Raw genomic sequence first — 22216 nt, forward strand, 5'->3', positions numbered from 1 at the left:
GTGGCCGACTTTCCCTCGCATCCAGATGATGTCTCCGCCGAGTGGCTCAATACCATCTTGGGCGGTTCAGCCAGCTCGATAACGCAGGTCACTTGGGAGCCTATCGGTACAGGCCAAGTGGGCGACAGCGTGCGCTTTCACCTCATCCATGTGGACGGCACCACTAGCACGCTCGCTGCCAAATTTCCCGCCGAAAACGAGAGAAGTCGCGCAACGGCGGCGATGATGGGCCTCTATGCGAAGGAGGTTCAATTCTACCAGCAGATCGCTACGCAGCTGCGGGTTAGAGTGCCTCACACGCATCACGCCCAGATTGACGAGGCGGGCGAGAAGTTCATTCTGCTATTCGAGGACTTGGGTCCTGCGCGGATCGGTAATCAGTTAGAGAGTTGCTCGATAGAGGATGCGCGCGAGGGCATTAAACAGGCGGCCGCATTGCATGGATCAAGCTGGGAGAAGCAAGAGATTTTGGACACCGACTGGCTCCACACACCCGATGCTGTGGTCGATCAGATCAATGCGCTTTACCCTCAAGCACACGCCATTTTTCAGGAGCGGTACTCAGACACGTTGGAGCCGGAATATATGGCAGTCTGCAAAGGGATCGCCGCGTTTCCAGACACATCCATTGCCCGCCTGTCTCCGCCGCAATGTGTCGTGCATGGAGACTTCCGCCTCGACAATTTGCTGTTTGACATAAAGGGCGGGAAAGAAGCCATTGCGGTGCTCGACTGGCAGACCCTGGTGGCTGGCCGTGCGATGACCGATATCGGCTATTTCATGGGAACCGGCATAGGCGATGATCTACGCCGCGCGCATGAGGATGAACTGCTCGATCTCTATTGCAAAGAGATGGCCCAATATGGCGTGACCCTCACCAGAACAGACATCGCCCGCGAATATGCCATTGGCGCGCTACACGGCGTGATGACGGCCATTTTCAGCGCTGCCTTTGTTGAGCGGACTGAGCGCGGCGATGCGAATTTCCTGTCCATGGCGCGCGGGGCCTGCGCATTGGCATTGGAGCACAATTCGCTTGAGCTGGTTAAAGAGGGAACCTGATATGGTGCTAAGCCGAGCAGACGATTTTCCGATCCACCAAACGCCTGAACCCATCGCGTTTTCAGGCACGGATCGCAATTTCTATGACCGCTATTTCTTCAATGGCTATGCGCCCGATGGCAGCGGTTTCTTCGCGCTGGCATTCGGTGTCTATCCGCATCTCGACGTGATGGACGCGCATTTCAGTTTCATTCGCGATGGCAGGCAATATTCGCTCCACGCGACGACTGAGTTGAATATGGAGCGGATGACCCTTCGCGTCGGCCCCATTGCAATCGAGGTGATCGAACCGCTGCAAAAGCTCAGAGTGACGATTGACGAAACGGACGGCATTGCGGGTGAGTTCACGTTTGATGCGCGCGCAGCCCCGATTGCAGAGCCGCGCTTCATCCACCGCTTTGGGCCGCGCGCCTTCATGGACTATTCGCGGATGACCCAAAACGGGCACTATACCGGCTGGATATCGTTGGATGGCGCGCGTGAGCAGATGGCACCAGGCACGCTTGGCACGCGCGATCGCAGTTGGGGCGTGCGGCCCATCGGCGCGCGTGATCAGCAAGCCATGCCGGGCCACCCGCTGCCGGCATTTTTCTGGCAATGGACCCCGCTCAACCTAGAGAGCGGATCGCTGTTCTTTCACATTAACGCTGACGCGCAAGGCAAGGCCTGGAACACCCGAGCCGCATGGGCGGCGGACGGGGCCGGGCAAGAGCAAATCGTCGAAGGCGAGGGCACACTCACGAGCGAATTAGAGGAAGGCACAAGATGGCCATCGGGCGCCACGCTCACGCTGGACCTCAAAGGTGCACCCAGCCAATTAACTCTGGAGCCGATCAGCCGGTTTCAGATGAAGGGGCTGGGCTACACCCATCCCGTTTGGGGCCATGGCATCTATCACGGCGGTACAAAGACGGAGCGCGAGGAATATGACCTCGCGACGCTCGACCCCGCCCAAATGGACAATCGCCACGTCCAGATCATCTGCCGGGTTGGCGGGGACAGTCACGGCATCGGAGTCTTCGAACAATTGATCCTTGGCCCTTATGAGCCGCTGGGATTGGAAGACTATTAGACCTGCAACGCGCGCGATATTGCTCAAAATGCAACCAATCAATTCATTCCTTTGGGGATACAGTTCACGTTAACCGCGTTGAGGCTCTTGTGGGTGGGCGCACAATCGCTACCTTGGGAAAACTATGAAAGAGCTGTTCCAACACGCTGCCGTTACTGAAGGTGTCACCGTCCGGGTGGCCGTTAATTTCCTGCCGGAGCAATCGCATCCAGAGGCGGGCAAGTGGTTTTGGGTGTATCACATCCGGATCGAAAACGGCTCGCATGAGGATATTCAGCTGCGCACGCGCCACTGGCGGATTACCGATGCGCGCGGGATGGTGAACCATGTCGATGGCGAAGGCGTGGTCGGTGAACAGCCCAAACTAACTCCCGGTGAAAGCCACGATTACGTCTCTGGCTGCCCGCTGACGACACCGCATGGATCAATGGAAGGGTTCTACACCTTCGACAAAGCGGATGGATCGCCACTGGAAGTGCGCATCCCATTCTTCCCATTGGCAGCCCCAGAAACAGCTGACGGTCGAAGCTCAGCATAGTTTCAGAATTTCCAGGCCACCCGCTACCTCCGCCCTTCCACTCGGATTGTCACACCGGAGTATGATCCGGGTGGAAGGGCGGAGGTAGCGGGTGGCTACGGCTCCATCCAAGAAAGTTTCGTTTCGCGACAGGCGTTCGCATCTATCTTGCGATCCCGGTCTCACACGACTAATTCGCCTTTCGTGAAAAGAACGCACCTCCCCTTGAACGCCTTGCGCGTCTATGACGCTGCCGCGCGCCACCTCTCCTTTACCAGAGCCGCTGATGAGCTGGCGGTGACGCCTGCGGCGGTCGGCCAGCAGATCCGCGCTTTGGAAGATCACCTTGGCGTGGTCCTGTTCCGCCGGACCTCCAAAGGGCTGGAATTGACACCCGAGGGCTGCGCAGGGCTTGACCCTTTGCGTGAAGGGTTCTTGCGGTTTGAAGAGAGCGTTGCCGCGATGCAGGCGGGCCAAGCCTCTGACCGCTACACCATTGCCGCGCCGCGCGAATTTTACGCCGAGTGGCTCGCCCCGCGCCTTGCGACTTTCCAAGCGGGCACACCCGGAGTGGTCTATTCGATCATCGCCGATGAGAGCGCGGACTTTACCGAGGCGAACCTCGACCTTGCGATCCGGCTGGTGGATGGGCCGGGTGAACTGGAAGGCGTGCAACTGGCCGACGCGCAGCGCGTGACGGTGGAAGCCGAAGGCGCGCGTGAGGCGTGGATCGATTGGCCCGGAGCCGCTCTGCCCGAAGGCACGCGCCCTTGCATCAAAGCGGGCAGTCCGGGGCAGGCCTTGTCCTCTGCGCTCGCAGGGATGGGCAAAACCGTCTTGCCGATGTCGCTTGTTGAGGGCGCGATTGAGCGCGGGGAGCTGAAGGTCATCGACGGCCCAGTTGAGAGCCTGCGTTCCTATTGGCTCGTGGCCCCGGTCCCGCAATGGCGCTCCAAGAAAGTCAAAGCCCTCGTCGCTTTCCTGACGTCTTGATTTGCGCACTCCATCCGGGGTGCGATATCCTCGCTGACGCTGCGGGCGCCCTTGCAGGTGGCCTTTGGCCGTCTGCGGCTTCGCCTTCGACCCCGGGCTTGCACTCGGCTTCGCCTCGCGTATCAGCGTGTCTTATGACACCAGTACCTATCCTCACGACCGAGCGGTTCACCATGCGCCCTTTGCAGCGCGGGGATGAGGTTGCTTTGTTCCCCACGCTCTCTGACGAAGAGCAGTGCCGGTATCTCACACGGCCGGGTTTTGCCTCGGCACAGGAGCTTTGGGACTGGCTGGCCGAGCCGGATTGGCCGGGGCTGAGCTGGATTGCCGTGGATGCGTCAGGTGAAGTCGTCGCGCGGCTGGTCGCGGTGCCGGGGCACGCAGCGAACATCTTCGAGATCGGCTATATCGTGTGCAAGCATCGCCAGCGCGAAGGGATTGCGGGCGAGTGCTCCCGCGCCCTGATCGCTCACCTGTGGGAGGCATCGGGAGATCGCCCCGCCGCGCGCAAGCTCACCGCAGAAGTCGACACCCGCAACGCCCCCTCGATTAAGCTGCTGGAAACCCTCAGCTTCACCCGCGAGGCGCTGCTTCGCGAGCATGATGAGACCCATATCGGCCTGTGCGATGTGTATTGGTATGGGTTGTTGAAGAGTGATTGAGGATATTGTGTTCCGCACGCCATCCGGCGTGCGATGTCCTCGCGCCTAAAGGCGCTGCGGGCGGGCACTTGCCCTTGCGGGCCTGCGGCCCGTGCTCGCCATTACGCAGCTAGCTTGCGCTTAGGTCTGCGCTGCCATCCCCGTCTCCAAGGCCGTTATTCTTCGCCTGCTGCCTTTCCCACTCCACTTGCCGGCGGATGCCTTCGATCTTGCGGTCGATGCTCGCGCGCACTTCTTGCGCGGTCACATTCTTGCGCGCCTGCTCCATCCGCTCCGCCTCCACCTCGGCTCGGATACGTTCATAGACGGGGTGGCCGGGCATCAGATGAGCCGACGGCGCATAGCGATCCGCCAGCCGATTGCGCAGGAAGAACATGACCAGCGCCTCGTTATGATAGCGCTCTGTCGCCACCACCTCTCCGCCGCGAATGATCTTGCGCTCTGACCCTTCGATAGCGCGGGCAAGGGCGGTGTCCTCCAACCGCTCTACGCCGAGCTGAACCGCCCGATCCCAAGCGCGCGCAAACCCCTCCGCCCCCGTCATATGGCGCAGCTTGTAGAGAGCCTCCATCGAGCGCCCGATATGCCGAGCCGCACTGGTGACCACTCCTGTGGCCGCCAAATGCGCGACAAATTCGCACTGAAGATCAGGCGTGATCGAGTTCGAACGCGGTCGCGAGTGCAGATAAGGCTCAAAGGCGAGCAGCGGATCATCCGGCGAAGGCGGCTCCGCCACAAAGGCAACGCGGCTAGTGGCTTGACGAGGGATTTTGCGAGTGGGCACGGGTGGTTTTGGCATGACCCGCAAGTATTGAGCACAATTTTGGGGTGTAGGAAAAATTGGATTTCGAGTGTTCGTCTAGGATTTACCCTAAATCCACAGATAGACGATGCCTTCGACTACGAAAAAAAGATCAATCAGTTAGTGATCGTGTCTATGGAAAATGCAGAAGCTATCGAGCACTCAAGGGTGGACACTCTCAGCCGAGAGAAAGAAGTCAAATTTGTCTGTTCCCTAATTAGAAGGCAGTCAGGGGCTAGGAAGGACCGGTCTTTCGTACTTTCTTTGGATGCGGAATATGGTGTTGGTAAGTCCTTTTTCTTGGATTTGCTGGAGGCGTCACTGAAGGACACCAATCCAGTAGCAAGAGTTGATGCTTGGGCTGACGACGCAGACAACGAACCTAGTGTTGCCATCATGGCTGCGATCGAAGACGCTCTGGCCACATATCTCGCAAAGCCAACCGCAAAGGACGCAATACGGAAGCTCGACAAAGCTCGGCGCAACATTTTGCCAATTCTTGCCAAGGGTGCCGGTGGCGCGCTTTCGAAAGCGATAGCAAGGTATGTAGGCGACGTTGTTGCAGATGAACTGCGACTGCATTTAAACGAGGATGAAGAAGATCAGTCTCGCGAGACAACTGCAATTTCAGAAGGCGCTCAGGCGGGGGCGGAGGCTATCGGAGAGCGATTGACCGAGCTGGCTGACCAGCATGCCAAGGCAATGCTGGTCGACTATAGAAAGCGGAAGCGGTCGAGACGTGTATTCAAATCTGCGATGGCTGAGTTGATTGGTGGATTGTCCATAGGTGATGGCGGTCAACAAGCCCCACTGGTCGTGATTGTTGACGAGTTGGATCGATGTCGTCCAGACTACGCAATCAAAGTGCTCGAAGAGATTAAGCACTTTTTCGACGTCCCTGGCGTTGTCTTTGTCCTCGCCATGCATCGAGAACAGCTAAGCAATAGCGTCAGGGCAGTCTATGGAGCAGACTTTGAAAGCGATGAGTATCTCCGCCGCTTTTACGACTTTGCGATCAACCTCCAGCTCCGAGACTTTGCGTCGCTAATATCACAGCAGATTGACGAACTTGGAATCGATCCAAGTTCCTTTCGATGGCCACCAGACAGCAATTCACCAAGCAATGATGCTGCAAGAATGCCTGCCTATCTGGCGCTTCTCTTTCAGTCTTTGTCGGTTACGACGCGTGAAGCCAAGGCGATAATGAGGTTCATTGCTCTCTTCGCAGAACTTTGGGACCATCCGAGTGACATCGAGTTAACATGTTTGGTTCCCGAGATTTGGGCTAATCTAAAGGGCCAAAGCGCTGTCGGGAAAATGGACTTCCGTGACGCTAAGCTTACTGGCTTCGGAGGTTGGATCGACGGCGGCGGCAGAGATGTTAGCGTTGCAAATCTCTATGATGAACTGAGAAAACTTGCGAGTCAGAGCTTGATGCACTCGCAGCACGGTCCAAATCATAATAGTAATTGTTCTCACTATCTGCGCCTTGTGTTCAATTCAGAGTATAAGGTTCTGAGCGATGCTAGGGAGGCATCACAATCTTGGACTGTGCCGCCGTCGAGCATCACAGAATACAAGCGCCGAGTGCAGTTCTTGGATAAACTACTCGACTGATCCGAGTTTTTGGTCGGCACTTGCTATCGCCTTTCAAGCAAAGGCGCTGCCGATGAAGTTTGACGTTGACCTCCCTCCCGCATTCCCGTAACGGCCCCTCCATCCGAAGGCGGCTCTTGCTTCAACGCTAAGCGCTTTCTTCGAATTTTGAGCTGAACATTGGCGGTCATTCACCCTTTAATGGGCAAGTGAGCGGCAAAGTAATCCGGCGCTAGGGCACCGGGTGGAGCGTTTCAGGCTCGTGCATTGCGGCCCGTCCGCTGGCGAAAGGTTTTTCCTTTGGCTGGGCAGGACGAACAGCCGGAAATGCGCGAAACTGCTTTCACTTCATCTTGGTTCTCGAAACGCCAGTCGGGTTGCTACTCGCGCTGAAGTCTGTGGCTGTATGCCGCGATCCCTTCAGCAAAAGTGGGAACCGGTTTTGCGCCCGGAAGGGTCGCTAACAAACGAAGTGAGTAAATATGCCAACTATCAACCAGCTGGTCCGCAAGGGCCGCACTCCGCAGAAGGCCAAGTCTAAGGTCCCTGCAATGGAGCAGAACCCGCAGAAGCGCGGTGTTTGCACGCGCGTTTACACAACGACGCCAAAGAAGCCGAACTCTGCGCTTCGTAAGGTTGCCAAGGTGCGCCTGACGAACCAGCGTGAGGTTATCTCCTACATTCCGGGCGAAGGCCACAACCTGCAAGAGCACTCTGTTGTGCTGATCCGCGGCGGCCGTGTTCGCGACCTTCCCGGCGTTCGCTACCACGTCCTTCGCGGCGTGCTCGATACGCAAGGGGTCAAGGACCGCAAGCAGTCCCGTTCCAAGTACGGCGCCAAGCGTCCGAAGTAATATTTAGAGCGGTTCGGATGCTTCGCGGCACCCTGCTACCAATGAGGTGGCGTTTGGGTGGTCGGCCAAAAGGTCGATAGCGCTGAGCGGGCCGGAGCCGCCTCCGAAGGAGACTAATAATGTCACGTCGTCGTAGGCCCGAAAAGCGGGTTATCTTGCCGGATCCCAAGTTTGGTGATCAGGTTTTGTCGAAGTTCATGAACAACCTGATGCTCGACGGTAAGAAAGCCGTTGCAGAAGGTATCGTGTACTCAGCTCTTGATGCGGTTGAGGCGAAGGCCAAGGCTGATCCGGTTCAGCTGTTCCATGATGCGCTCAACAATGTGAAGCCGCAGGTTGAAGTTCGCAGCCGCCGTGTTGGTGGTGCGACCTATCAGGTGCCGGTTGAGGTTCGCCCTGAGCGTGCCCAGGCGCTGGCCATTCGCTGGTTGATCGGTGCGGCTCGTGGTCGTCCTGAAACGACTATGTCAGCGCGCCTTTCCGGTGAGCTGATGGATGCTGCGAACAACCGTGGTAACGCTGTGAAGAAGCGTGAAGATACGCACCGCATGGCGGATGCGAACCGCGCGTTCTCGCATTACCGCTGGTAATCTCGTGGATTGTGGACAGGCGGGGGTTCAAGTCTTTCGCTTGTAACAATCGTAACTATATGGGGCGCTGACCGTTAAAGGCGGCCCCCACATATTTTAAGGAACTTGCATATGGCCCGCGAATATCCGCTGGAGCGCTATCGCAATATCGGCATCATGGCGCACATCGATGCTGGTAAGACTACGACGACAGAGCGTATTCTGTACTACACTGGTAAGTCCTACAAAATCGGCGAAGTGCATGATGGCGCTGCGACGATGGACTGGATGGAACAGGAGCAGGAGCGCGGGATCACGATCACGTCTGCTGCGACCACGTGTTTCTGGAACCCTGAAGATCCGTCAATGGATCCAATGGGCGATCCAAAAGAACTGCGCGCAAACACTCCAAAGCACCGCATCAACATCATCGACACACCCGGCCACGTTGACTTCACAATTGAAGTTGAACGTTCGCTGCGCGTTCTCGATGGCGCGGTTGCATGTTTTGATGGCGTTGCTGGTGTTGAGCCGCAATCCGAGACCGTTTGGCGTCAGGCTGACAAATATTCCGTACCTCGGATGTGCTTCATTAATAAATTGGACCGCACTGGTGCAGACTTTAAATATTGCGTTCAGTCGATCATCGATCGCCTGGGTGCGACACCTGCCGTTCTGTATCTGCCGATCGGTATCGAGAGCTCGCTTGTCGGTCTCGTCGATCTGGTGAACCAGCGTGCAATCACATGGAAGAACGAAGATCTAGGCGCTGAATACGCATTCGGCCCGATCCCGGACGACATGGCTGATGAAGCTGCTGAATACCGTGAAAAGCTGATCGAACTTGCTGTTGAGCAAGATGATGACGCGATGGAAGCCTACCTCGAAGGCAACGAACCTAGCGTTGATACGCTCAAAGCTCTGATCCGTAAGGGTACGCTCAACCAGAGCTTCGTGCCTGTGCTGTGTGGTTCGGCGTTTAAGAACAAGGGCGTTCAGCCTCTGCTCGACGCTGTGATCGACTACATGCCTTCACCGCTCGACGTGGAAGCCATTAAGGGCGTTCTGCCAGGCAGCGAAGAAGAAGCTGCGCGTCCATCTTCGGATGACGAGCCTTTTGCAGCGCTTGCGTTTAAGATCATGAACGATCCGTTTGTCGGCTCGCTCACCTTCACCCGCATCTATTCCGGTCACCTCACCAAGGGTTCAGTTCTGAACTCGGTGAAGGACAAGAAGGAAAAGATCGGCCGTATGCTCCTCATGCACTCCAATGAGCGTGAAGACATTGATGAAGCGTTTGCTGGTGACATCGTCGCGATTGCTGGCCTGAAGGAAACCACCACTGGTGATACCCTTTGTGCTTCAAGCGCTCCGATTATTCTTGAGCGGATGGAATTCCCCGATCCCGTGATCGAGCTTTCCGTTGAGCCAAAGACCAAAGCTGACCAAGAAAAGATGGGCGTTGCGCTCAATCGTCTGGCGGCTGAAGATCCAAGCTTCCGCGTCACCACCGACCACGAGAGCGGTCAGACCATCATTAAGGGTATGGGTGAACTTCACCTCGACATCCTGGTTGATCGTATGAAGCGCGAATTCAAGGTTGAGGCAAATGTCGGTGCGCCGCAGGTTGCTTATCGTGAATCGCTCGGTCGTGAGATCGAAGTCGACTACACGCATAAGAAACAGTCGGGTGGTACCGGTCAGTTTGCGCGTGCCAAAGCCAAGTTCATCCCTGGTGAGCGTGGTCAGGGCATCGTGTTCGAAGACAGCATCAAGGGCGGTAACATTCCGAAGGAATATATCCCGTCACTTGAAAAGGGCATCCGTGAGCAAGCCGATAGCGGCTATCTCATCGGCTTCCCGATCATCGACTTCACGATCCACGTATTCGATGGCGCGTATCACGATGTTGACTCGTCCACCGTGGCCTTTGAAATCTGCGGTAAGGGCGCCATGCGCGAAGCTGCAGAGCGTGGCGGTATCAAGCTGCTTGAGCCGGTCATGAAGGTGGAAGTCGTCACTCCTGAGGATTACCTCGGCGATGTGATTGGCGATCTTAACAGCCGTCGTGGGCAGATCCAGGGTACTGATACCCGTGGTAACGCTCAGGCCGTTGAAGCATTTGTCCCGCTTGCCAATATGTTTGGCTACGTCAACGAACTGCGCTCGTTCACTCAAGGACGCGCTCAGTACACAATGCAGTTCTCGCATTATGACGAAGTTCCGCAGGCAGTGGCGCAAGAGGTTAAGGAGAAGCTTGCTTAATCAAGCAAGCAAGGCTAGGGGCGGCGCCTGATTCAGCGGGCCGCCCTTTCTCCCGCGAAGCATTCAAATTTTAAAAGAAGGTTATACGAGAAATGGCGAAGGAAAAGTTTGAGCGTAATAAGCCGCACGTAAACGTCGGCACCATCGGTCACGTTGACCACGGTAAAACCACGCTGACCGCAGCGATCACCAAAGTTCTGGGCGCAGCTGTCGATTTCGCAAACATCGACAAAGCTCCTGAAGAGCGTGAGCGCGGCATCACTATCTCAACCGCACACGTTGAGTACGAAACCGACGCGCGTCACTACGCACACGTCGATTGCCCAGGTCACGCTGACTACGTGAAGAACATGATCACTGGTGCTGCCCAGATGGACGGCGCTATCCTGGTTGTGAACGCAGCTGACGGCCCAATGCCACAAACGCGTGAGCACATCCTGCTCGCACGTCAGGTTGGTGTGCCTGCTCTGGTTGTTTACATGAACAAGGTTGATCAGGTCGACGACGAAGAAATCCTCGAACTGGTTGAACTCGAAGTTCGTGAACTTCTCAGCGAGTATGGTTTTGACGGCGACAACATCGCAATCGTTAAGGGTTCGGCTCTGGCTGCTCTTGAAGGTCGTGACGATGAAATCGGCGCGAACTCGATCAAGGAGCTCATGGAAGCTGTTGACGCGAACATCCCACAGCCGGATCGTCCCGTTGACAAAGACTTCCTGATGCCGATCGAAGACGTGTTCTCGATCTCTGGTCGTGGTACGGTTGTTACCGGCCGTGTTGAAACCGGCATCGTGAACGTTGGCGACGAAGTTGAAATCGTTGGCATCAAAGACACCACTAAGACGACGGTTACCGGCGTTGAAATGTTCCGTAAGCTGCTCGACAGCGGCGAAGCAGGCGACAACATCGGCGCTCTCATCCGCGGCGTTGGCCGTGAAGAAGTTGAGCGTGGTCAGGTTCTTTGTAAGCCTGGTTCGGTTAGCCCGCACACTGAGTTCAGCGCAGAAGTTTACGTTCTGTCGAAAGACGAAGGTGGCCGTCACACGCCATTCTTCGCCAACTATCGTCCACAGTTCTACTTCCGTACAACTGACGTGACCGGCGAAGTGATCCTTCCTGAAGGCACTGAAATGGTCATGCCTGGCGACAACGTAACCATCAACGTTAAGCTGATCGCACCGATCGCTATGGACGAAGGTCTGCGTTTCGCTATCCGTGAAGGCGGCCGTACTGTTGGTTCAGGCGTTGTGGCTAAGATCACTGCCTAAACCTTTGACGGTTTGAAATTCGAGGGCCGGTTCACAAAAGTGAGCCGGCCCTCAATTTATGTGAGGGTGTGTTTTGGCAGGACCATCATCGTGACGCGCAAAAATCTAGGGCATTCGGGGTTGTCAGAATCCTACGCTCTGATATACGCGCGCCATCGCAAGCGAGATTCGTCTCATTTGCAACGAAATTCATGGGGCCTCCCATTCCGGCGTAGTTAGAATTCTAGCGGTGCTGGGGCAGGGCGGGCCTTTTACTTTTTGAGAGGCGTAAAAACCTCTTTGGCTCTTTCGCATCGGTAGTAGGTAATGGAAGCACAGAATATCCGTATTCGCCTTAAGGCATTTGACCACCGCGTTCTCGACCAGGCAACTGGCGAAATCGCTGACACGGCGCGTCGTACGGGTGCTCTTATCCGTGGCCCCATTCCTATGCCGACGCGCATTGAAAAGTTCACCGTGAACCGCGGTCCTCACATCGACAAAAAGTCACGTGAGCAGTTCGAAGTTCGCACATACAAAAGGTTGCTCGACATCGTGCAGCCTAACGCCCAGACCGTCGACGCGCTCATGAAGCTCGATCTGGCAGCTGGCGTGAACGTCGAAATCAAGCTGGCCTAAGCCACACGATTTCACGTCCTTCGGGAAGGACGCTAAACGCTCCCGAGAATTTGGGCCCCTGATGGCCCCGTTGATCCAGCAGGATCAGCAAGACATCTGGATACCGCCGAGCCGCTTCTTTTGAGGCATGATGGCTCGGGCTGAGTCCTCCGTCTCGCTCAAACGGCCAACTGGCTGCAAGAGCATCAGCCCGGACGGGGCTCAGGATAAAATTTGGGTTGGCCGAAAGGCAAATACGCACCTTGGGGATGGTCCTCTGGGTGCCTCTGTAAGGAGTAAAGACGATGCGCACTGGCGTGATCGCGAAAAAGGTTGGGATGACCCGCCTCTTCCAAGAGGACGGACGGCACGTGCCTGTAACCGTGCTCGCCCTGGAAGATTGCCAGGTCGTTTCACACCGCACCGCAGACAATGACGGCTACTTTGCTGTTCAACTGGGTGCAGGCGAAGCAAAACAAAAGAACGTGGCAAAGCCACAGCGTGAGCACTTCGGCAAAGCAGGCGTTGGCCTGAAGCGCCGGGTTGCTGAATTCCGTGTTGAAAACGAAGAAGGCCTTATGCCTGTTGGTGCGCTGATCAGCGCAGACCACTTCGTTGCAGGCCAAAAAGTCGACATCACTGGTCACACCCAGGGTAAAGGCTTTGCCGGCGCCATGAAGCGTTGGGGCTTTGGTGGCCTTCGCGCCACGCACGGTGTTTCGATCTCTCACCGTTCGCACGGTTCGACGGGTAACCGTCAGGATCCGGGCCGCGTGTTTAAGGGTAAGAAGATGGCCGGTCACATGGGTGATCGCCAGCGTACCCAAATGAACCTCGAAGTTGTCCGCACGGATGCTGATCGCGGTCTCCTCTTCATCAAGGGTTCTGTCCCTGGTTCGAAGAATGGCTGGCTGCTGGTTCGCGACGCTGTGAAAGTGTCGATGCCTGAAGGTCTTCCTTTCCCCGGCGCTGTCGTCGAAGTGAAGTCTCCAGTGACCGAAGAGCCAGTGGCGGAAACTCCGGTTGAAAAAACCGCAGTTGAAGCAGCTGCAGACGCTCCTGCTGAAACGCCCGCTGTGGAAGCTGATGCTCCCACCAGCGAAGAAAAGAAGGAGGACTAAGCCATGAAGGTGAAGGTCCAGAAAATCGACGGTAAAGCGTCGGGCGACATCGAGTTGAACGATGCCGTGTTCGGCGTAGAGCCGCGCGCAGACATCCTGCACCGCGTTGTTACCTGGCAGCTTGAAAACCGCCGTGCCACAGCACGTCCGACGCGTGAGCGTTCCGATGTTGCGCGTACCGGTAAGAAGTTCGGCGCTCAAAAAGGTTCAGGTGGCGCACGTCACGGCGACCGCGGCGCTCCGATCTTTATCGGTGGTGGTAAGGCTCACGGTGCTCGCAAGCGTGACTTTAATCAGTCGCTGAACAAGAAGATCCGTGCTCTTGGTCTCAAGATGGCGCTCTCAACCAAAGCCAAAGACGGTCTGGTTGTGGTCGACAAGCTTGAGCTGAAAGAAGCCAAGACACAGGCTCTTAAAGCGCACTTCGACAAGCATGGCTTTGCTGGCAAGGTTCTGGTGATTGACGGTGAAGCCGTTGACGCCGGTTTCGAGAAAGCTGCTGGCAACCTCAAAGGCGTGAACGTCATGCCTGCTGCGGGCGCAAATGTTTACGACATTCTCAACCACGACACGCTGGTCCTGACCAAGGACGCTGTCGCTAAGCTGGAGGCGCGCTTCAATGGCTAAAAAAGAAGCAATCGACGCGCGGCACTATGACGTAATCGTCGCTCCGCACATCACTGAAAAGTCGACCATGGCGTCGGAAGCAAATGCAGTGGTGTTCAAGGTAGCGAATGACGCGACCAAGCCGCAGATCAAGGAAGCGGTGGAAGCCATCTATTCGACCAAGGTCGTTTCGGTGAACACTATCCTTACCAAAGGCAAGACGAAGCGCTGGAAGGGCAAGCCTTACAAGCGCTCCGATTTCAAAAAGGCGATCGTTCGTCTCGCAGAAGGCGCAATGATCGATATCACTGAGGGTGTGAGCTGATGGCACTCAAGAGTTATAAACCAACAAGCCCGGCACGCCGTGGCCTGATCCTGGTCGACAAGTCCGGTCTCCACAAAGGTGGCCCGGTTAAGTCGCTCACTGAAGGCAAGCGCAAGACCGGTGGCCGCAACAACAAAGGTCACGTGACTTCACGCGGCATTGCTGGTGGTCACAAGCAAAAGTATCGCTTCATCGACTTCAAGCGTCGCAAATGGGATGTCCCTGCGACCGTCGAGCGGATCGAATACGACCCCAACCGCACAGCCTTCATCGCACTGCTTAAGTACGAAGATGGCGAGCTTGCCTACATCATCTGCCCACAGCGTTTGGCTGTTGGTGACACGGTGGTTGCAGGCGAAAAGACCGATACGAAGCCGGGCAATGCCATGCTTCTGGGTCAGATGCCGGTTGGCACGATCTGCCACAATGTTGAAATGAAGCCAGGCAAGGGCGGTCAGATTGCCCGTTCTGCTGGTGCTTACGTTCAGCTGGTTGGTCGTGACCGCGGTATGGTCATCGTTCGCCTGAACTCAGGCGAGCAGCGTTACCTGCGCAGCGATTGCATGGGAACGGTTGGCGCGGTGTCTAACCCTGACAACCAGAACCAGAATTTTGGTAAGGCTGGTCGCACTCGTTGGAAGGGCCGTCGCCCGCTCACACGTGGTGTTGCCAAGAACCCTGTCGATCACCCCCACGGTGGTGGTGAAGGCCGGACCTCTGGTGGTCGTCACCCAGTGACGCCATGGGGCAAGCCGACCAAGGGTGCTCGCACTCGTAAGAACAAGCAGACGGACAAGATGATCATCCGTTCGCGTCACGCGAAGAAGAAGAGGTAATTAGGGCATGGCACGTTCCGTCTGGAAAGGTCCGTTTGTCGAGCTCAGCCTTCTTAAGAAGGCCGAAGAGGCACAGGACGCAAGCAATGCGAAGCCGATCAGAACTTGGTCGCGTCGTTCGACAATTCTGCCGCAATTCGTTGGACTGACGTTCAACGTTTACAACGGTCAGAAATTCATCCCGGTTTCCGTCTCGGAAGAAATGGTTGGCCACAAGCTTGGTGAGTTCGCTCCAACGCGCAACTTCCCAGGTCACGCAGCCGACAAGAAGGGCAAGCGATAATGGGTAAGGCAAAGTCCCCCCGCCGCGTTGCGGATAATGAGGCGCTGGCTGTTGGCACGCAAATTCGCGGGTCAGCACAAAAGCTCAACCTCGTTGCGCAACTTATTCGCGGCAAGAAAGCCGAAGAGGCTCTGAACATCCTCTCCTTCTCTAAGAAGGCGATGGCGCGTGACGCCAGCAAGGTGCTCGCATCTGCGATTGCCAATGCGGAAAACAACCACGATCTCGACGTCGACGCGCTTGTCGTTGCAGAGGCTTCGGTTGGCAAATCGATCACCATGAAGCGTTTCCACACACGTGGCCGCGGTAAATCGACGCGCATCCTGAAGCCATTCAGCAAGCTGCGCATCGTGGTTCGTGAACACGAAGAAGAAGAGGCGTAAAGACATGGGTCAGAAGAGTAATCCGATCGGTCTGCGTCTTCAGATCAACCGCACTTGGGATAGCCGTTGGTACGCTGAAGGGCGTGACTATGCCGGCCTTCTCAAAGAAGACATCGAGATCCGTAAGTACATCACCAAGAACCTGCCACAGGCAGCAATCTCAAAGGTGGTTATTGAGCGTCCGGCCAAATTGTGCCGCGTTTCAATCTATGCGGCTCGTCCTGGTGTGATCATCGGCAAGAAGGGTGCAGACATTGAAAAGCTGCGCACCAAACTGTCGACCATGACCAGCAGCGAAGTGAAGCTGAACATCGTTGAAATCCGCAAGCCGGAAATCGATGCGAAGCTCGTTGCGCAAGGTGTGGCTGATCAGCTGATCCGCCGTGTCGCTTTCCGCCGCGCTATGAAGCGTGCGGTGCAATCGGCTCTGCGTCTTGGCGCAGAAGGTATCAAGATCGTGTGCGGTGGCCGTCTTGGCGGCGCTGAAATCGCCCGCGTTGAATGGTATCGTGAAGGCCGCGTGCCGCTCCACACTCTGCGCGCAAACATCGATTATGCTGAAACCGAAGCGCTCACCGCTTACGGGATCATCGGCATCAAGGTTTGGATCTTTAAGGGCGAAATTCTCGCTCACGATCCAACCGCGCAGGACCGTTTGATGATGGAAGCTCAGACTTCCGGCGTCCGGCCAGCTCGTTGAGGTAAAAGACAATGCTGCAACCGAAGAAAACCAAATATCGCAAGGCCTTTAAGGGCAAGATCAAAGGCGATGCCAAGGGTGGCACTACGCTCAATTTTGGCGCTTATGGTCTGAAAGCTCTCGAGCCTGAGCGTCTCACCGCGCGTCAGATCGAAGCCGCTCGTCGTGCCATCACCCGCGCGATGAAGCGTCAGGGTCGCCTCTGGATCCGCGTCTTCCCAGACGTGCCAGTATCGAAAAAGCCTGCCGAAGTCCGTCAGGGTAAAGGTAAGGGCTCTGTCGAATACTGGGCTGCTCGCGTTAAGCCGGGCCGCATCCTGTTCGAACTCGATGGTGTTGACGGCCCCCTGGCTGCGCTCGCCTTCGAACGTGCAGCTATGAAGCTGCCGATCAAGACCAAGGTCGTTGCTCGTCTGGGCGACACCTCGCACCTGGGAGGAGCTAAATAATGGCTACCACCGAAGACCTGCGCGCAAAGACCGACGATCAGCTCTCTGTTGAGCTGACCGAACTGAAGCGTGAGCAGTATAATCTGCGTTTCCAGGCTGCGACTAACCAGCTCGACAAGCCTTCGCGCATCAAGGAAGTTCGTCGCACGATCGCTCAGATCAAGACGCTCCAGAATGAGCGCGCTGCAGCCGCAGCAAAGGCGTAAGGAGTAGACAATGCCGAAACGTATTCTCACCGGGACTGTCACCTCCGACAAGACCGACAAAACTGTGACCGTACTGGTTGAGCGCAAGGTGAAGCACCCGCTTTACGGGAAGATCATCCGCCGCTCGAAAAAGTACCACGCGCATGACGAAACCAACGAATTCACTATCGGTGACGTCGTTCGTATCGAAGAAACAAAGCCGATTTCGAAGACCAAGACCTGGGCCGTTAAGGACCGCGTCGTGGCCGGCGGAGTGCAGGCGGTCGAAGCTGATCTCGATGTCGAGGCAGCAGGCAACTGATTAAGTAGACGAGGAACTGCTGAGCCCCAGTCAAGTTTGGGTGTCCCAGCAAGCCAAGAGAAGGAAACGGATCCATGATCCAGATGCAATCCAATCTCGACGTCGCGGACAATAGCGGCGCAAAGCGCGTCCAGTGCATTAAAGTACTGGGCGGGTCAAAGCGCCGTTTTGCCTCCGTTGGCGACGTGATCGTGGTCTCTGTGAAAGAGGCTCAGCCGCGCGCAAAGGTCAAAAAGGGCGATGTTCATCGTGCTGTGATCGTGCGCACTAAGAAAGACGTCCGCCGTCCAGATGGCAGCGTCATTCGCTTCGACAGCAACGCCGCTGTTCTGGTGAACAAGAGCGAAGAGCCAATCGGCACTCGTATCTTTGGCCCAGTGGTGCGCGAACTGCGTGGTCGTGGTTTCATGAAAATCATTTCGCTTGCTCCGGAGGTGCTCTGATCATGGGTGCTGCAAAGATCAAAAAGGGTGACAGCGTCGTGGTTCTGTCCGGTAAGGACAAGGGCCGCACCGGTACCGTTAGCCAGGTCATGCCAAAAGAAGGCAAGGTCGTGGTTGAAGGCATCAATGTCGCAACCCGTCACCGCAAGCCCAGCCAGCAAAACCCGCAAGGTGGCATCGAGCGCAACGCCGCTCCGATGGACATCTCGAAGGTTGCTGTTGCTGATCCCAAGGATGGCAAGCCCACCCGCGTCCGTTTCGAAGAGAAGGACGGTAAGAAGGTGCGTGTTGCTGTGAAAAGTGGGGAGACGATTGATGGCTGATTATTCACCTCGCCTCAAAGCCAAGTACGAAGACGAAATCGTCAAGGCTATGACTGAGAAGTTCGGTTACACAAACCGTCTTCAAGTCCCGAAACTGGATAAAGTCACACTCAACATGGGTGTTGGCGAAGCCAGCCAGGACAAGAAGAAGGTTGCAATCGCAGCTGAGGAAATGGCTCTGATCGCTGGTCAGAAGCCTGTCATCACGAAAGCCAAGAAGTCTATCGCTCAGTTCAAGCTGCGCGAAGGCATGCCAATCGGTTGTAAGGTTACCCTTCGCCGTGATCGCATGTTTGAATTCATGGATCGTCTGGTGACTATTGCAATGCCACGCATCCGCGACTTTCGCGGGCTGAACGCCAAGTCGTTCGATGGCCGTGGTAATTATGCAATGGGCCTTAAGGAACAGATCGTGTTCCCTGAGATCAGCTACGACAAAATCGACAAGGTCCGCGGTATGGACATCATTGTGACCACCACCGCTAAGACCGACGAAGAGGCACGCGAACTCCTTCGCCTGTTCGGCTTCCCTTTCCAGGGTGAAGCTGGCGAGCAGAAGGAAGCGGCGTAAGCCGCCGGCCGTTTCGATGAACACAACTCAAGAGAAGAGAGCTTAAGTCCAATGGCGAAACTGAGTTCGATCAACAAGAACGAGAAGCGTAAGAAGCTCGTTCAGAAGTACGCAGCGAAGTACGAAAAGCTGAAGGCAATTGCCGATGATGAGAGCCTTGATGAAGGCGAACGTCTGATGGCTCGCCTGAAGATGGCTGAGATTCCCCGCAACGGGAACCCAACCCGCGTGCGCAATCGCTGCGCCACCACCGGCCGCCCACGCGGCTATTACCGCAAGTTCGGCATCAACCGTATCGAACTGCGCGAACTCGGCAACCGGGGCATGATCCCGGGTCTGACCAAGTCGAGCTGGTGAGGAATTAACAGATGGCTATGACCGATCCACTGGGCGATATGCTCACCCGCATCCGCAACGGCCAGCGTGCGAAGAAGGACAGCGTCCTTTCGCCTGCATCAAAGCTGCGTGCGAACGTTCTCGAAGTGCTTACTCGTGAAGGCTACATCCGTGGCTACACGGAAGATGATAGCGGCAAGCATGCTGCATTGCGCATCGAGTTGAAATACTTCGAAGGCGAGCCGGCGATTAAGCACGTCGCGCGCGTTTCCAAGCCTGGCCGCCGCGTCTATTCGGGTTCGAAAGAACTGCCGACTGTGCGCAACGGCCTTGGCATCACCATCGTCTCGACCCCGCGCGGTGTCCTTTCGGACAACGAAGCACGCGAAAACAAAGTCGGCGGCGAAGTGCTTGCGGAGGTCTTCTGATGAGCCGCATTGGTAAGAAAGCTGTCGCGATCCCTTCAGGGGTTACCGCCAGCATTGATAATGGCACGCTCAGCGTGAAGGGGCCTAAGGGCACTCTCACCATGGGTATGTCGGACCTGATCTCTTATGAGATTCAAGGTGACGAGATCGCTGTAAACCCGGCGAACAACAGCAAGCAGGCACGCTCCTTCTGGGGCCTGCAGCGCACGCTGGTTGCAAACCTGGTTGAAGGTGTGACCGAAGGCTACACCAAGACGCTTGAAATCTCAGGCGTTGGTTATCGTGCCAAGGCGCAAGGGAAGACGTTGAAGCTGGAGCTTGGCTTTAGTCACGATGTCGACCTCACTGTGCCAGAGGGCATCGAGGTGAAGACCCCGGATCAAACCACGGTCGAAATCAGCGGCATCGACAAACAGGCTGTTGGCCAGTTTGCTGCCGAAATCCGCGAATGGCGTAAGCCTGAGCCTTACAAGGGCAAGGGTATCAAGTATCGCGGCGAGTATATCTTCCGCAAGGAAGGGAAGAAGAAGTAAGATGGCAAAACTTTCCCTTTTTGAACGTCGCCGCCGCCGGGTGCGCACTGCGCTCCGCGCGCGTTCGGGTGACAAGCCGCGTCTGTCGGTGCACCGCACGGGCCGCCACATCTACGCTCAAGTGATTGACGATGCTGCGGGTAAGACCGTTGCAGCTGCTTCAACGCTTGGCGCGAAGAAGTCCGGCGCGAATGTCGATGCCGCTGTGCAGGTTGGCAAGGATATTGCCGCTGCTGCGAAGAAGGCTGGCGTTACCACTGTCGTGTTCGATCGCGGCGGGTTCCTGTTCCATGGCCGCGTGAAAGCGCTGGCCGATGCCGCTCGTGAAGGCGGGCTGGAGTTCTGATGATGGCTGAAGAGAACAAAACAGACGAAACGGCAGCTCCTGCCGAAACCACTGCTGCTCCAGAAGCGGCTGCTGCACCTGCAGAAGCGGCTCCTGCTGCTGAAGCTGCTCCTGCTCCTGCAGAGGCACCTGCTGCCGCTCCAGCTGCTGAAGAGCAAAAGGGTCGTGGTCGTGGCCGTGGTGGCAACCGTGAAGGCGGTGGCCGTGGTCGTGGTCGTGGAGGCCGTGATGGTGGCCGTGGCCGCCGCGAGGAAGAAGATGATGGCATCATCGAGAAACTCGTCCACATCAACCGCGTCTCTAAGACGGTTAAGGGTGGTAAGCGCTTTGGCTTTGCTGCGCTCGTCGTGGTTGGCGATGGTCAGGGCCGCGTTGGCTTTGGTCACGGTAAAGCACGCGAAGTGCCTGAGGCGATCACCAAGGCAACTGCTGCTGCTCGCAAGAAAATGATCCGCGTTCCTTTGAAAGAAGGTCGCACGCTGCACCATGATGGCAAAGGCCGCTTTGGTGCTGGCAAGGTCACCGTTCGCACAGCGCCTCCGGGTACTGGTATCATCGCCGGTGGTCCAATGCGTGCCGTGTTCGAAAGCCTGGGCGTTGCAGACGTTGTCACCAAGTCGGTTGGCACATCAAACCCTTACAACATGATCCGCGCCACTTTTGCGGCTCTGACCGATCAGACTTCGCCGAAGTCTGTGGCTCAGCGTCGCGGTAAGAAAGTCGCAGACCTTCTGGGTCGCGGCGGCGCCAGCGAAGCCGAAGCAGCTGTCGATGCTGCTGCGGTTGTGGAGTAACGACACATGGCTACCATCAAGATCAAACAGATCGGTTCGCCGATCCGTCGTCCAGACAAACAGCGTCAGATTCTGATCGGCCTGGGTCTGAACAAGATGCATAAAGTTGTTGAGCGTCAGGACACTCCTGAAGTTCGCGGCGCGGTTGCTAAGATCCCGCATCTGGCGAAGATCGTCGATTAAGGCGTTCATGCAAACGAATTGAAAAGGCCCGCCCAGCATCACGCCAGGCGGGCCTTTTTTGTGCTTTTCTGAGTGCGCAAACGGCCGTGTCGCCTTTGTGCAACGTTGGTTTGGCTCCTGTTGCTATCTCGCCAGTGTGATTGTGCACAACGCCGTGCGCATCCGCTGGGGGGACATTGATGATTACCAAGAAAGCAAAGCTAACCGTCGCCGCTGTAGGAGCGGCACTGGTCGCGATGGGGGCAGCAGCGCCTACAATCGCGCAAAGTTCGTATGAGCAAGAGGTCAACCGGCTGCTCAATCTGACGCAGAACATCGCCAATGGTCGCGGGTTCTCATCATCGCATTCGCGCCATAACGGCCAGCTCCGCAACAATCAGGAAGAGACAGTCACGCTCAATCTTGATGCGGGCACCAGCTATTTCATGGTTGCCCAATGCGACCGTGATTGTTCGGATATCGACTTGTGGCTGTATGATGAAAACGGCAATTTGATCGATTCAGATGTGCTGGTGGATGATACGCCCGTGCTGGAAGTGACACCGATCCGCAATGCGCGTTTCTCACTGCGCGCGCGGATGATCTCTTGCAGTGTAGAGCCATGTTTTTACGGCATCGGTGTTTACGCGCAGAAATAGGCTAAGAGCATCGATGGGAAGGGCGGGGCGCTGAAACATTGCGGCCTGCCCTTTTGCCGTTTTGCGTAAACTTCACGCTTGCACACGCGGCCCGCTTCCACTAGGTGGCCCGCTTCCAACAGCGCGCAGTCCCAATTGGGGGACCGTTATGAAA

The 22216-nt window shown here is 56.5% G+C and carries 32 protein-coding genes; 31 read left to right on the forward strand and 1 reads right to left on the reverse strand.

Annotation, left to right across the window (positions count from 1 at the left end; translation table 11 throughout):
* The 5 genes from AC0V6N_RS03645 (at nucleotide 1) to AC0V6N_RS03665 (ending at nucleotide 4306) form a co-directional block, all read left to right on the forward strand.
* Nucleotides 1-1062, forward strand: coding sequence for a phosphotransferase family protein (locus tag AC0V6N_RS03645; RefSeq protein WP_486170235.1), 1062 nt, complete (start codon nucleotides 1-3; stop codon nucleotides 1060-1062).
* A 1-nt stretch (nucleotide 1063) separates the two neighbouring features.
* A complete protein-coding gene (locus AC0V6N_RS03650) occupies nucleotides 1064-2134 on the forward strand; it encodes an Rv3169 family protein (RefSeq protein ID WP_486170236.1) in 1071 nt (356 codons plus the stop codon).
* Between the two features lie 124 nt (nucleotides 2135-2258).
* Complete coding sequence (gene apaG / locus AC0V6N_RS03655; protein WP_486170237.1) at nucleotides 2259-2672, forward strand: Co2+/Mg2+ efflux protein ApaG; 414 nt, start codon at nucleotides 2259-2261, stop codon at nucleotides 2670-2672.
* A gap of 183 nt (nucleotides 2673-2855) precedes the next feature.
* The gene (locus AC0V6N_RS03660; RefSeq protein WP_486170238.1) at nucleotides 2856-3644 is read left to right on the forward strand and encodes a LysR family transcriptional regulator; all 789 of its coding nucleotides are present in this window, start codon (nucleotides 2856-2858) and stop codon (nucleotides 3642-3644) included.
* A gap of 134 nt (nucleotides 3645-3778) precedes the next feature.
* Complete coding sequence (locus AC0V6N_RS03665; RefSeq protein WP_486170239.1) at nucleotides 3779-4306, forward strand: GNAT family N-acetyltransferase; 528 nt, start codon at nucleotides 3779-3781, stop codon at nucleotides 4304-4306.
* 109 nt (nucleotides 4307-4415) lie between these two features.
* Here AC0V6N_RS03665 and AC0V6N_RS03670 read toward each other — a convergent pair whose 3' ends face one another.
* Complete coding sequence (locus tag AC0V6N_RS03670; protein WP_486170240.1) at nucleotides 4416-5105, reverse strand: hypothetical protein; 690 nt, start codon at nucleotides 5103-5105, stop codon at nucleotides 4416-4418.
* Nucleotides 5106-5243: 138 nt separating this feature from the next.
* Between AC0V6N_RS03670 and AC0V6N_RS03675 the strand changes: the two genes are divergently transcribed.
* The 26 genes from AC0V6N_RS03675 to AC0V6N_RS03800 all read left to right on the forward strand — a co-directional run bounded on the left by AC0V6N_RS03675 (nucleotide 5244) and on the right by AC0V6N_RS03800 (nucleotide 22062).
* A complete protein-coding gene (locus AC0V6N_RS03675) occupies nucleotides 5244-6725 on the forward strand; it encodes a KAP family P-loop NTPase fold protein (protein WP_486170241.1) in 1482 nt (493 codons plus the stop codon).
* Nucleotides 6726-7186: 461 nt separating this feature from the next.
* A complete protein-coding gene (gene rpsL, locus AC0V6N_RS03680) occupies nucleotides 7187-7558 on the forward strand; it encodes a 30S ribosomal protein S12 (RefSeq protein WP_007164630.1) in 372 nt (123 codons plus the stop codon).
* A 119-nt stretch (nucleotides 7559-7677) separates the two neighbouring features.
* Nucleotides 7678-8148 (forward strand): 30S ribosomal protein S7, encoded by a 471-nt coding sequence (gene rpsG / locus AC0V6N_RS03685; protein ID WP_486170242.1) that lies wholly within the window; start codon nucleotides 7678-7680, stop codon nucleotides 8146-8148.
* Nucleotides 8149-8259: 111 nt separating this feature from the next.
* A complete protein-coding gene (fusA, locus tag AC0V6N_RS03690; RefSeq protein WP_486170243.1) occupies nucleotides 8260-10392 on the forward strand; it encodes an elongation factor G in 2133 nt (710 codons plus the stop codon).
* Between the two features lie 92 nt (nucleotides 10393-10484).
* On the forward strand, nucleotides 10485-11660 hold the full coding sequence (tuf, locus tag AC0V6N_RS03695; RefSeq protein WP_486170244.1) for an elongation factor Tu: 1176 nt from the start codon (nucleotides 10485-10487) through the stop codon (nucleotides 11658-11660).
* 306 nt (nucleotides 11661-11966) lie between these two features.
* The gene (rpsJ, locus tag AC0V6N_RS03700) at nucleotides 11967-12278 is read left to right on the forward strand and encodes a 30S ribosomal protein S10 (RefSeq protein ID WP_006831877.1); all 312 of its coding nucleotides are present in this window, start codon (nucleotides 11967-11969) and stop codon (nucleotides 12276-12278) included.
* Between the two features lie 284 nt (nucleotides 12279-12562).
* Nucleotides 12563-13378 (forward strand): 50S ribosomal protein L3, encoded by an 816-nt coding sequence (gene rplC, locus AC0V6N_RS03705; protein ID WP_486170245.1) that lies wholly within the window; start codon nucleotides 12563-12565, stop codon nucleotides 13376-13378.
* A 3-nt stretch (nucleotides 13379-13381) separates the two neighbouring features.
* Nucleotides 13382-14005, forward strand: a complete 624-nt coding sequence (rplD, locus tag AC0V6N_RS03710) for a 50S ribosomal protein L4 (protein ID WP_486170246.1) — start codon at nucleotides 13382-13384, stop codon at nucleotides 14003-14005.
* The gene (locus tag AC0V6N_RS03715; protein WP_486170247.1) at nucleotides 13998-14309 is read left to right on the forward strand and encodes a 50S ribosomal protein L23; all 312 of its coding nucleotides are present in this window, start codon (nucleotides 13998-14000) and stop codon (nucleotides 14307-14309) included. The genes rplD and AC0V6N_RS03715 overlap by 8 nt, the downstream gene beginning before the upstream one ends.
* Nucleotides 14309-15145, forward strand: coding sequence for a 50S ribosomal protein L2 (gene rplB / locus AC0V6N_RS03720; protein ID WP_486170248.1), 837 nt, complete (start codon nucleotides 14309-14311; stop codon nucleotides 15143-15145). The genes AC0V6N_RS03715 and rplB overlap by 1 nt, the downstream gene beginning before the upstream one ends.
* A 7-nt stretch (nucleotides 15146-15152) precedes the next feature.
* A complete protein-coding gene (rpsS, locus tag AC0V6N_RS03725; protein ID WP_486170249.1) occupies nucleotides 15153-15428 on the forward strand; it encodes a 30S ribosomal protein S19 in 276 nt (91 codons plus the stop codon).
* A complete protein-coding gene (rplV, locus tag AC0V6N_RS03730; RefSeq protein WP_486170250.1) occupies nucleotides 15428-15811 on the forward strand; it encodes a 50S ribosomal protein L22 in 384 nt (127 codons plus the stop codon). The genes rpsS and rplV overlap by 1 nt, the downstream gene beginning before the upstream one ends.
* 4 nt (nucleotides 15812-15815) lie before the next feature.
* Nucleotides 15816-16511 carry a 30S ribosomal protein S3 gene (gene rpsC / locus AC0V6N_RS03735; RefSeq protein WP_486170251.1) on the forward strand — a complete coding sequence of 232 codons (696 nt, stop codon included), beginning with the start codon at nucleotides 15816-15818 and terminating at the stop codon, nucleotides 16509-16511.
* 11 nt (nucleotides 16512-16522) lie between these two features.
* The gene (rplP, locus tag AC0V6N_RS03740) at nucleotides 16523-16960 is read left to right on the forward strand and encodes a 50S ribosomal protein L16 (protein WP_486170252.1); all 438 of its coding nucleotides are present in this window, start codon (nucleotides 16523-16525) and stop codon (nucleotides 16958-16960) included.
* A complete protein-coding gene (gene rpmC, locus AC0V6N_RS03745) occupies nucleotides 16960-17166 on the forward strand; it encodes a 50S ribosomal protein L29 (RefSeq protein ID WP_486170253.1) in 207 nt (68 codons plus the stop codon). The genes rplP and rpmC overlap by 1 nt, the downstream gene beginning before the upstream one ends.
* A gap of 10 nt (nucleotides 17167-17176) precedes the next feature.
* A complete protein-coding gene (rpsQ, locus tag AC0V6N_RS03750) occupies nucleotides 17177-17467 on the forward strand; it encodes a 30S ribosomal protein S17 (protein ID WP_486170254.1) in 291 nt (96 codons plus the stop codon).
* Between the two features lie 74 nt (nucleotides 17468-17541).
* Nucleotides 17542-17910, forward strand: coding sequence for a 50S ribosomal protein L14 (rplN, locus tag AC0V6N_RS03755; protein ID WP_010411138.1), 369 nt, complete (start codon nucleotides 17542-17544; stop codon nucleotides 17908-17910).
* Between the two features lie 2 nt (nucleotides 17911-17912).
* Complete coding sequence (gene rplX, locus AC0V6N_RS03760) at nucleotides 17913-18233, forward strand: 50S ribosomal protein L24 (protein ID WP_486170255.1); 321 nt, start codon at nucleotides 17913-17915, stop codon at nucleotides 18231-18233.
* Nucleotides 18226-18804, forward strand: coding sequence for a 50S ribosomal protein L5 (rplE, locus tag AC0V6N_RS03765; RefSeq protein ID WP_486170256.1), 579 nt, complete (start codon nucleotides 18226-18228; stop codon nucleotides 18802-18804). The genes rplX and rplE overlap by 8 nt, the downstream gene beginning before the upstream one ends.
* 51 nt (nucleotides 18805-18855) lie before the next feature.
* Nucleotides 18856-19161, forward strand: a complete 306-nt coding sequence (rpsN, locus tag AC0V6N_RS03770; protein WP_486170257.1) for a 30S ribosomal protein S14 — start codon at nucleotides 18856-18858, stop codon at nucleotides 19159-19161.
* 11 nt (nucleotides 19162-19172) lie between these two features.
* On the forward strand, nucleotides 19173-19568 hold the full coding sequence (gene rpsH / locus AC0V6N_RS03775; protein ID WP_486170258.1) for a 30S ribosomal protein S8: 396 nt from the start codon (nucleotides 19173-19175) through the stop codon (nucleotides 19566-19568).
* Nucleotides 19568-20101 (forward strand): 50S ribosomal protein L6, encoded by a 534-nt coding sequence (gene rplF / locus AC0V6N_RS03780; protein WP_486170259.1) that lies wholly within the window; start codon nucleotides 19568-19570, stop codon nucleotides 20099-20101. Before rpsH ends, rplF begins: the two co-directional genes overlap by 1 nt.
* A gap of 1 nt (nucleotide 20102) precedes the next feature.
* Complete coding sequence (gene rplR / locus AC0V6N_RS03785) at nucleotides 20103-20447, forward strand: 50S ribosomal protein L18 (RefSeq protein WP_486170260.1); 345 nt, start codon at nucleotides 20103-20105, stop codon at nucleotides 20445-20447.
* The gene (rpsE, locus tag AC0V6N_RS03790) at nucleotides 20447-21241 is read left to right on the forward strand and encodes a 30S ribosomal protein S5 (RefSeq protein WP_486170261.1); all 795 of its coding nucleotides are present in this window, start codon (nucleotides 20447-20449) and stop codon (nucleotides 21239-21241) included. The genes rplR and rpsE overlap by 1 nt, the downstream gene beginning before the upstream one ends.
* Nucleotides 21242-21247: 6 nt before the next feature.
* Entirely contained in the window at nucleotides 21248-21424 is a 177-nt protein-coding gene (gene rpmD, locus AC0V6N_RS03795) for a 50S ribosomal protein L30 (protein WP_486170262.1), read from the forward strand.
* A 179-nt stretch (nucleotides 21425-21603) separates the two neighbouring features.
* Nucleotides 21604-22062 (forward strand): hypothetical protein, encoded by a 459-nt coding sequence (locus AC0V6N_RS03800; RefSeq protein ID WP_486170263.1) that lies wholly within the window; start codon nucleotides 21604-21606, stop codon nucleotides 22060-22062.
* Nucleotides 22063-22216 lie beyond the last annotated feature (154 nt).

This window comes from Erythrobacter sp. S57(2025) (genome assembly GCF_057365055.1).

Bases quoted from the DNA above. Each gene is read 5' to 3' on its own strand.
- apaG (WP_486170237.1), top strand. From the start codon at position 2,259: ATGAAAGAGCTGTTCCAACACGCTGCCGTTACTGAAGGTGTCACCGTC.
- rplB (WP_486170248.1), top strand. From the start codon at position 14,309: ATGGCACTCAAGAGTTATAAACCAACAAGCCCGGCACGCCGTGGCCTG.
- rpsQ (WP_486170254.1), top strand. From the start codon at position 17,177: ATGCCGAAACGTATTCTCACCGGGACTGTCACCTCCGACAAGACCGAC.
- rpsL (WP_007164630.1), top strand. From the start codon at position 7,187: ATGCCAACTATCAACCAGCTGGTCCGCAAGGGCCGCACTCCGCAGAAG.
- AC0V6N_RS03800 (WP_486170263.1), top strand. From the start codon at position 21,604: ATGATTACCAAGAAAGCAAAGCTAACCGTCGCCGCTGTAGGAGCGGCA.
- rpsJ (WP_006831877.1), top strand. From the start codon at position 11,967: ATGGAAGCACAGAATATCCGTATTCGCCTTAAGGCATTTGACCACCGC.
- fusA (WP_486170243.1), top strand. From the start codon at position 8,260: ATGGCCCGCGAATATCCGCTGGAGCGCTATCGCAATATCGGCATCATG.
- rpmD (WP_486170262.1), top strand. From the start codon at position 21,248: ATGGCTACCATCAAGATCAAACAGATCGGTTCGCCGATCCGTCGTCCA.
- rpsN (WP_486170257.1), top strand. From the start codon at position 18,856: ATGGCGAAACTGAGTTCGATCAACAAGAACGAGAAGCGTAAGAAGCTC.
- rplE (WP_486170256.1), top strand. From the start codon at position 18,226: ATGGCTGATTATTCACCTCGCCTCAAAGCCAAGTACGAAGACGAAATC.
- AC0V6N_RS03650 (WP_486170236.1), top strand. From the start codon at position 1,064: ATGGTGCTAAGCCGAGCAGACGATTTTCCGATCCACCAAACGCCTGAA.
- AC0V6N_RS03675 (WP_486170241.1), top strand. From the start codon at position 5,244: ATGGAAAATGCAGAAGCTATCGAGCACTCAAGGGTGGACACTCTCAGC.
- rplC (WP_486170245.1), top strand. From the start codon at position 12,563: ATGCGCACTGGCGTGATCGCGAAAAAGGTTGGGATGACCCGCCTCTTC.
- rpsC (WP_486170251.1), top strand. From the start codon at position 15,816: ATGGGTCAGAAGAGTAATCCGATCGGTCTGCGTCTTCAGATCAACCGC.
- rpsS (WP_486170249.1), top strand. From the start codon at position 15,153: ATGGCACGTTCCGTCTGGAAAGGTCCGTTTGTCGAGCTCAGCCTTCTT.
- AC0V6N_RS03715 (WP_486170247.1), top strand. From the start codon at position 13,998: ATGGCTAAAAAAGAAGCAATCGACGCGCGGCACTATGACGTAATCGTC.
- rplP (WP_486170252.1), top strand. From the start codon at position 16,523: ATGCTGCAACCGAAGAAAACCAAATATCGCAAGGCCTTTAAGGGCAAG.
- rpsG (WP_486170242.1), top strand. From the start codon at position 7,678: ATGTCACGTCGTCGTAGGCCCGAAAAGCGGGTTATCTTGCCGGATCCC.
- rpmC (WP_486170253.1), top strand. From the start codon at position 16,960: ATGGCTACCACCGAAGACCTGCGCGCAAAGACCGACGATCAGCTCTCT.
- rpsH (WP_486170258.1), top strand. From the start codon at position 19,173: ATGGCTATGACCGATCCACTGGGCGATATGCTCACCCGCATCCGCAAC.
- rplX (WP_486170255.1), top strand. From the start codon at position 17,913: ATGGGTGCTGCAAAGATCAAAAAGGGTGACAGCGTCGTGGTTCTGTCC.
- rplV (WP_486170250.1), top strand. From the start codon at position 15,428: ATGGGTAAGGCAAAGTCCCCCCGCCGCGTTGCGGATAATGAGGCGCTG.
- rplF (WP_486170259.1), top strand. From the start codon at position 19,568: ATGAGCCGCATTGGTAAGAAAGCTGTCGCGATCCCTTCAGGGGTTACC.
- rplR (WP_486170260.1), top strand. From the start codon at position 20,103: ATGGCAAAACTTTCCCTTTTTGAACGTCGCCGCCGCCGGGTGCGCACT.
- AC0V6N_RS03665 (WP_486170239.1), top strand. From the start codon at position 3,779: ATGACACCAGTACCTATCCTCACGACCGAGCGGTTCACCATGCGCCCT.
- rpsE (WP_486170261.1), top strand. From the start codon at position 20,447: ATGATGGCTGAAGAGAACAAAACAGACGAAACGGCAGCTCCTGCCGAA.
- tuf (WP_486170244.1), top strand. From the start codon at position 10,485: ATGGCGAAGGAAAAGTTTGAGCGTAATAAGCCGCACGTAAACGTCGGC.
- AC0V6N_RS03670 (WP_486170240.1), bottom strand. From the start codon at position 5,105: ATGCCAAAACCACCCGTGCCCACTCGCAAAATCCCTCGTCAAGCCACT.
- rplN (WP_010411138.1), top strand. From the start codon at position 17,542: ATGATCCAGATGCAATCCAATCTCGACGTCGCGGACAATAGCGGCGCA.
- rplD (WP_486170246.1), top strand. From the start codon at position 13,382: ATGAAGGTGAAGGTCCAGAAAATCGACGGTAAAGCGTCGGGCGACATC.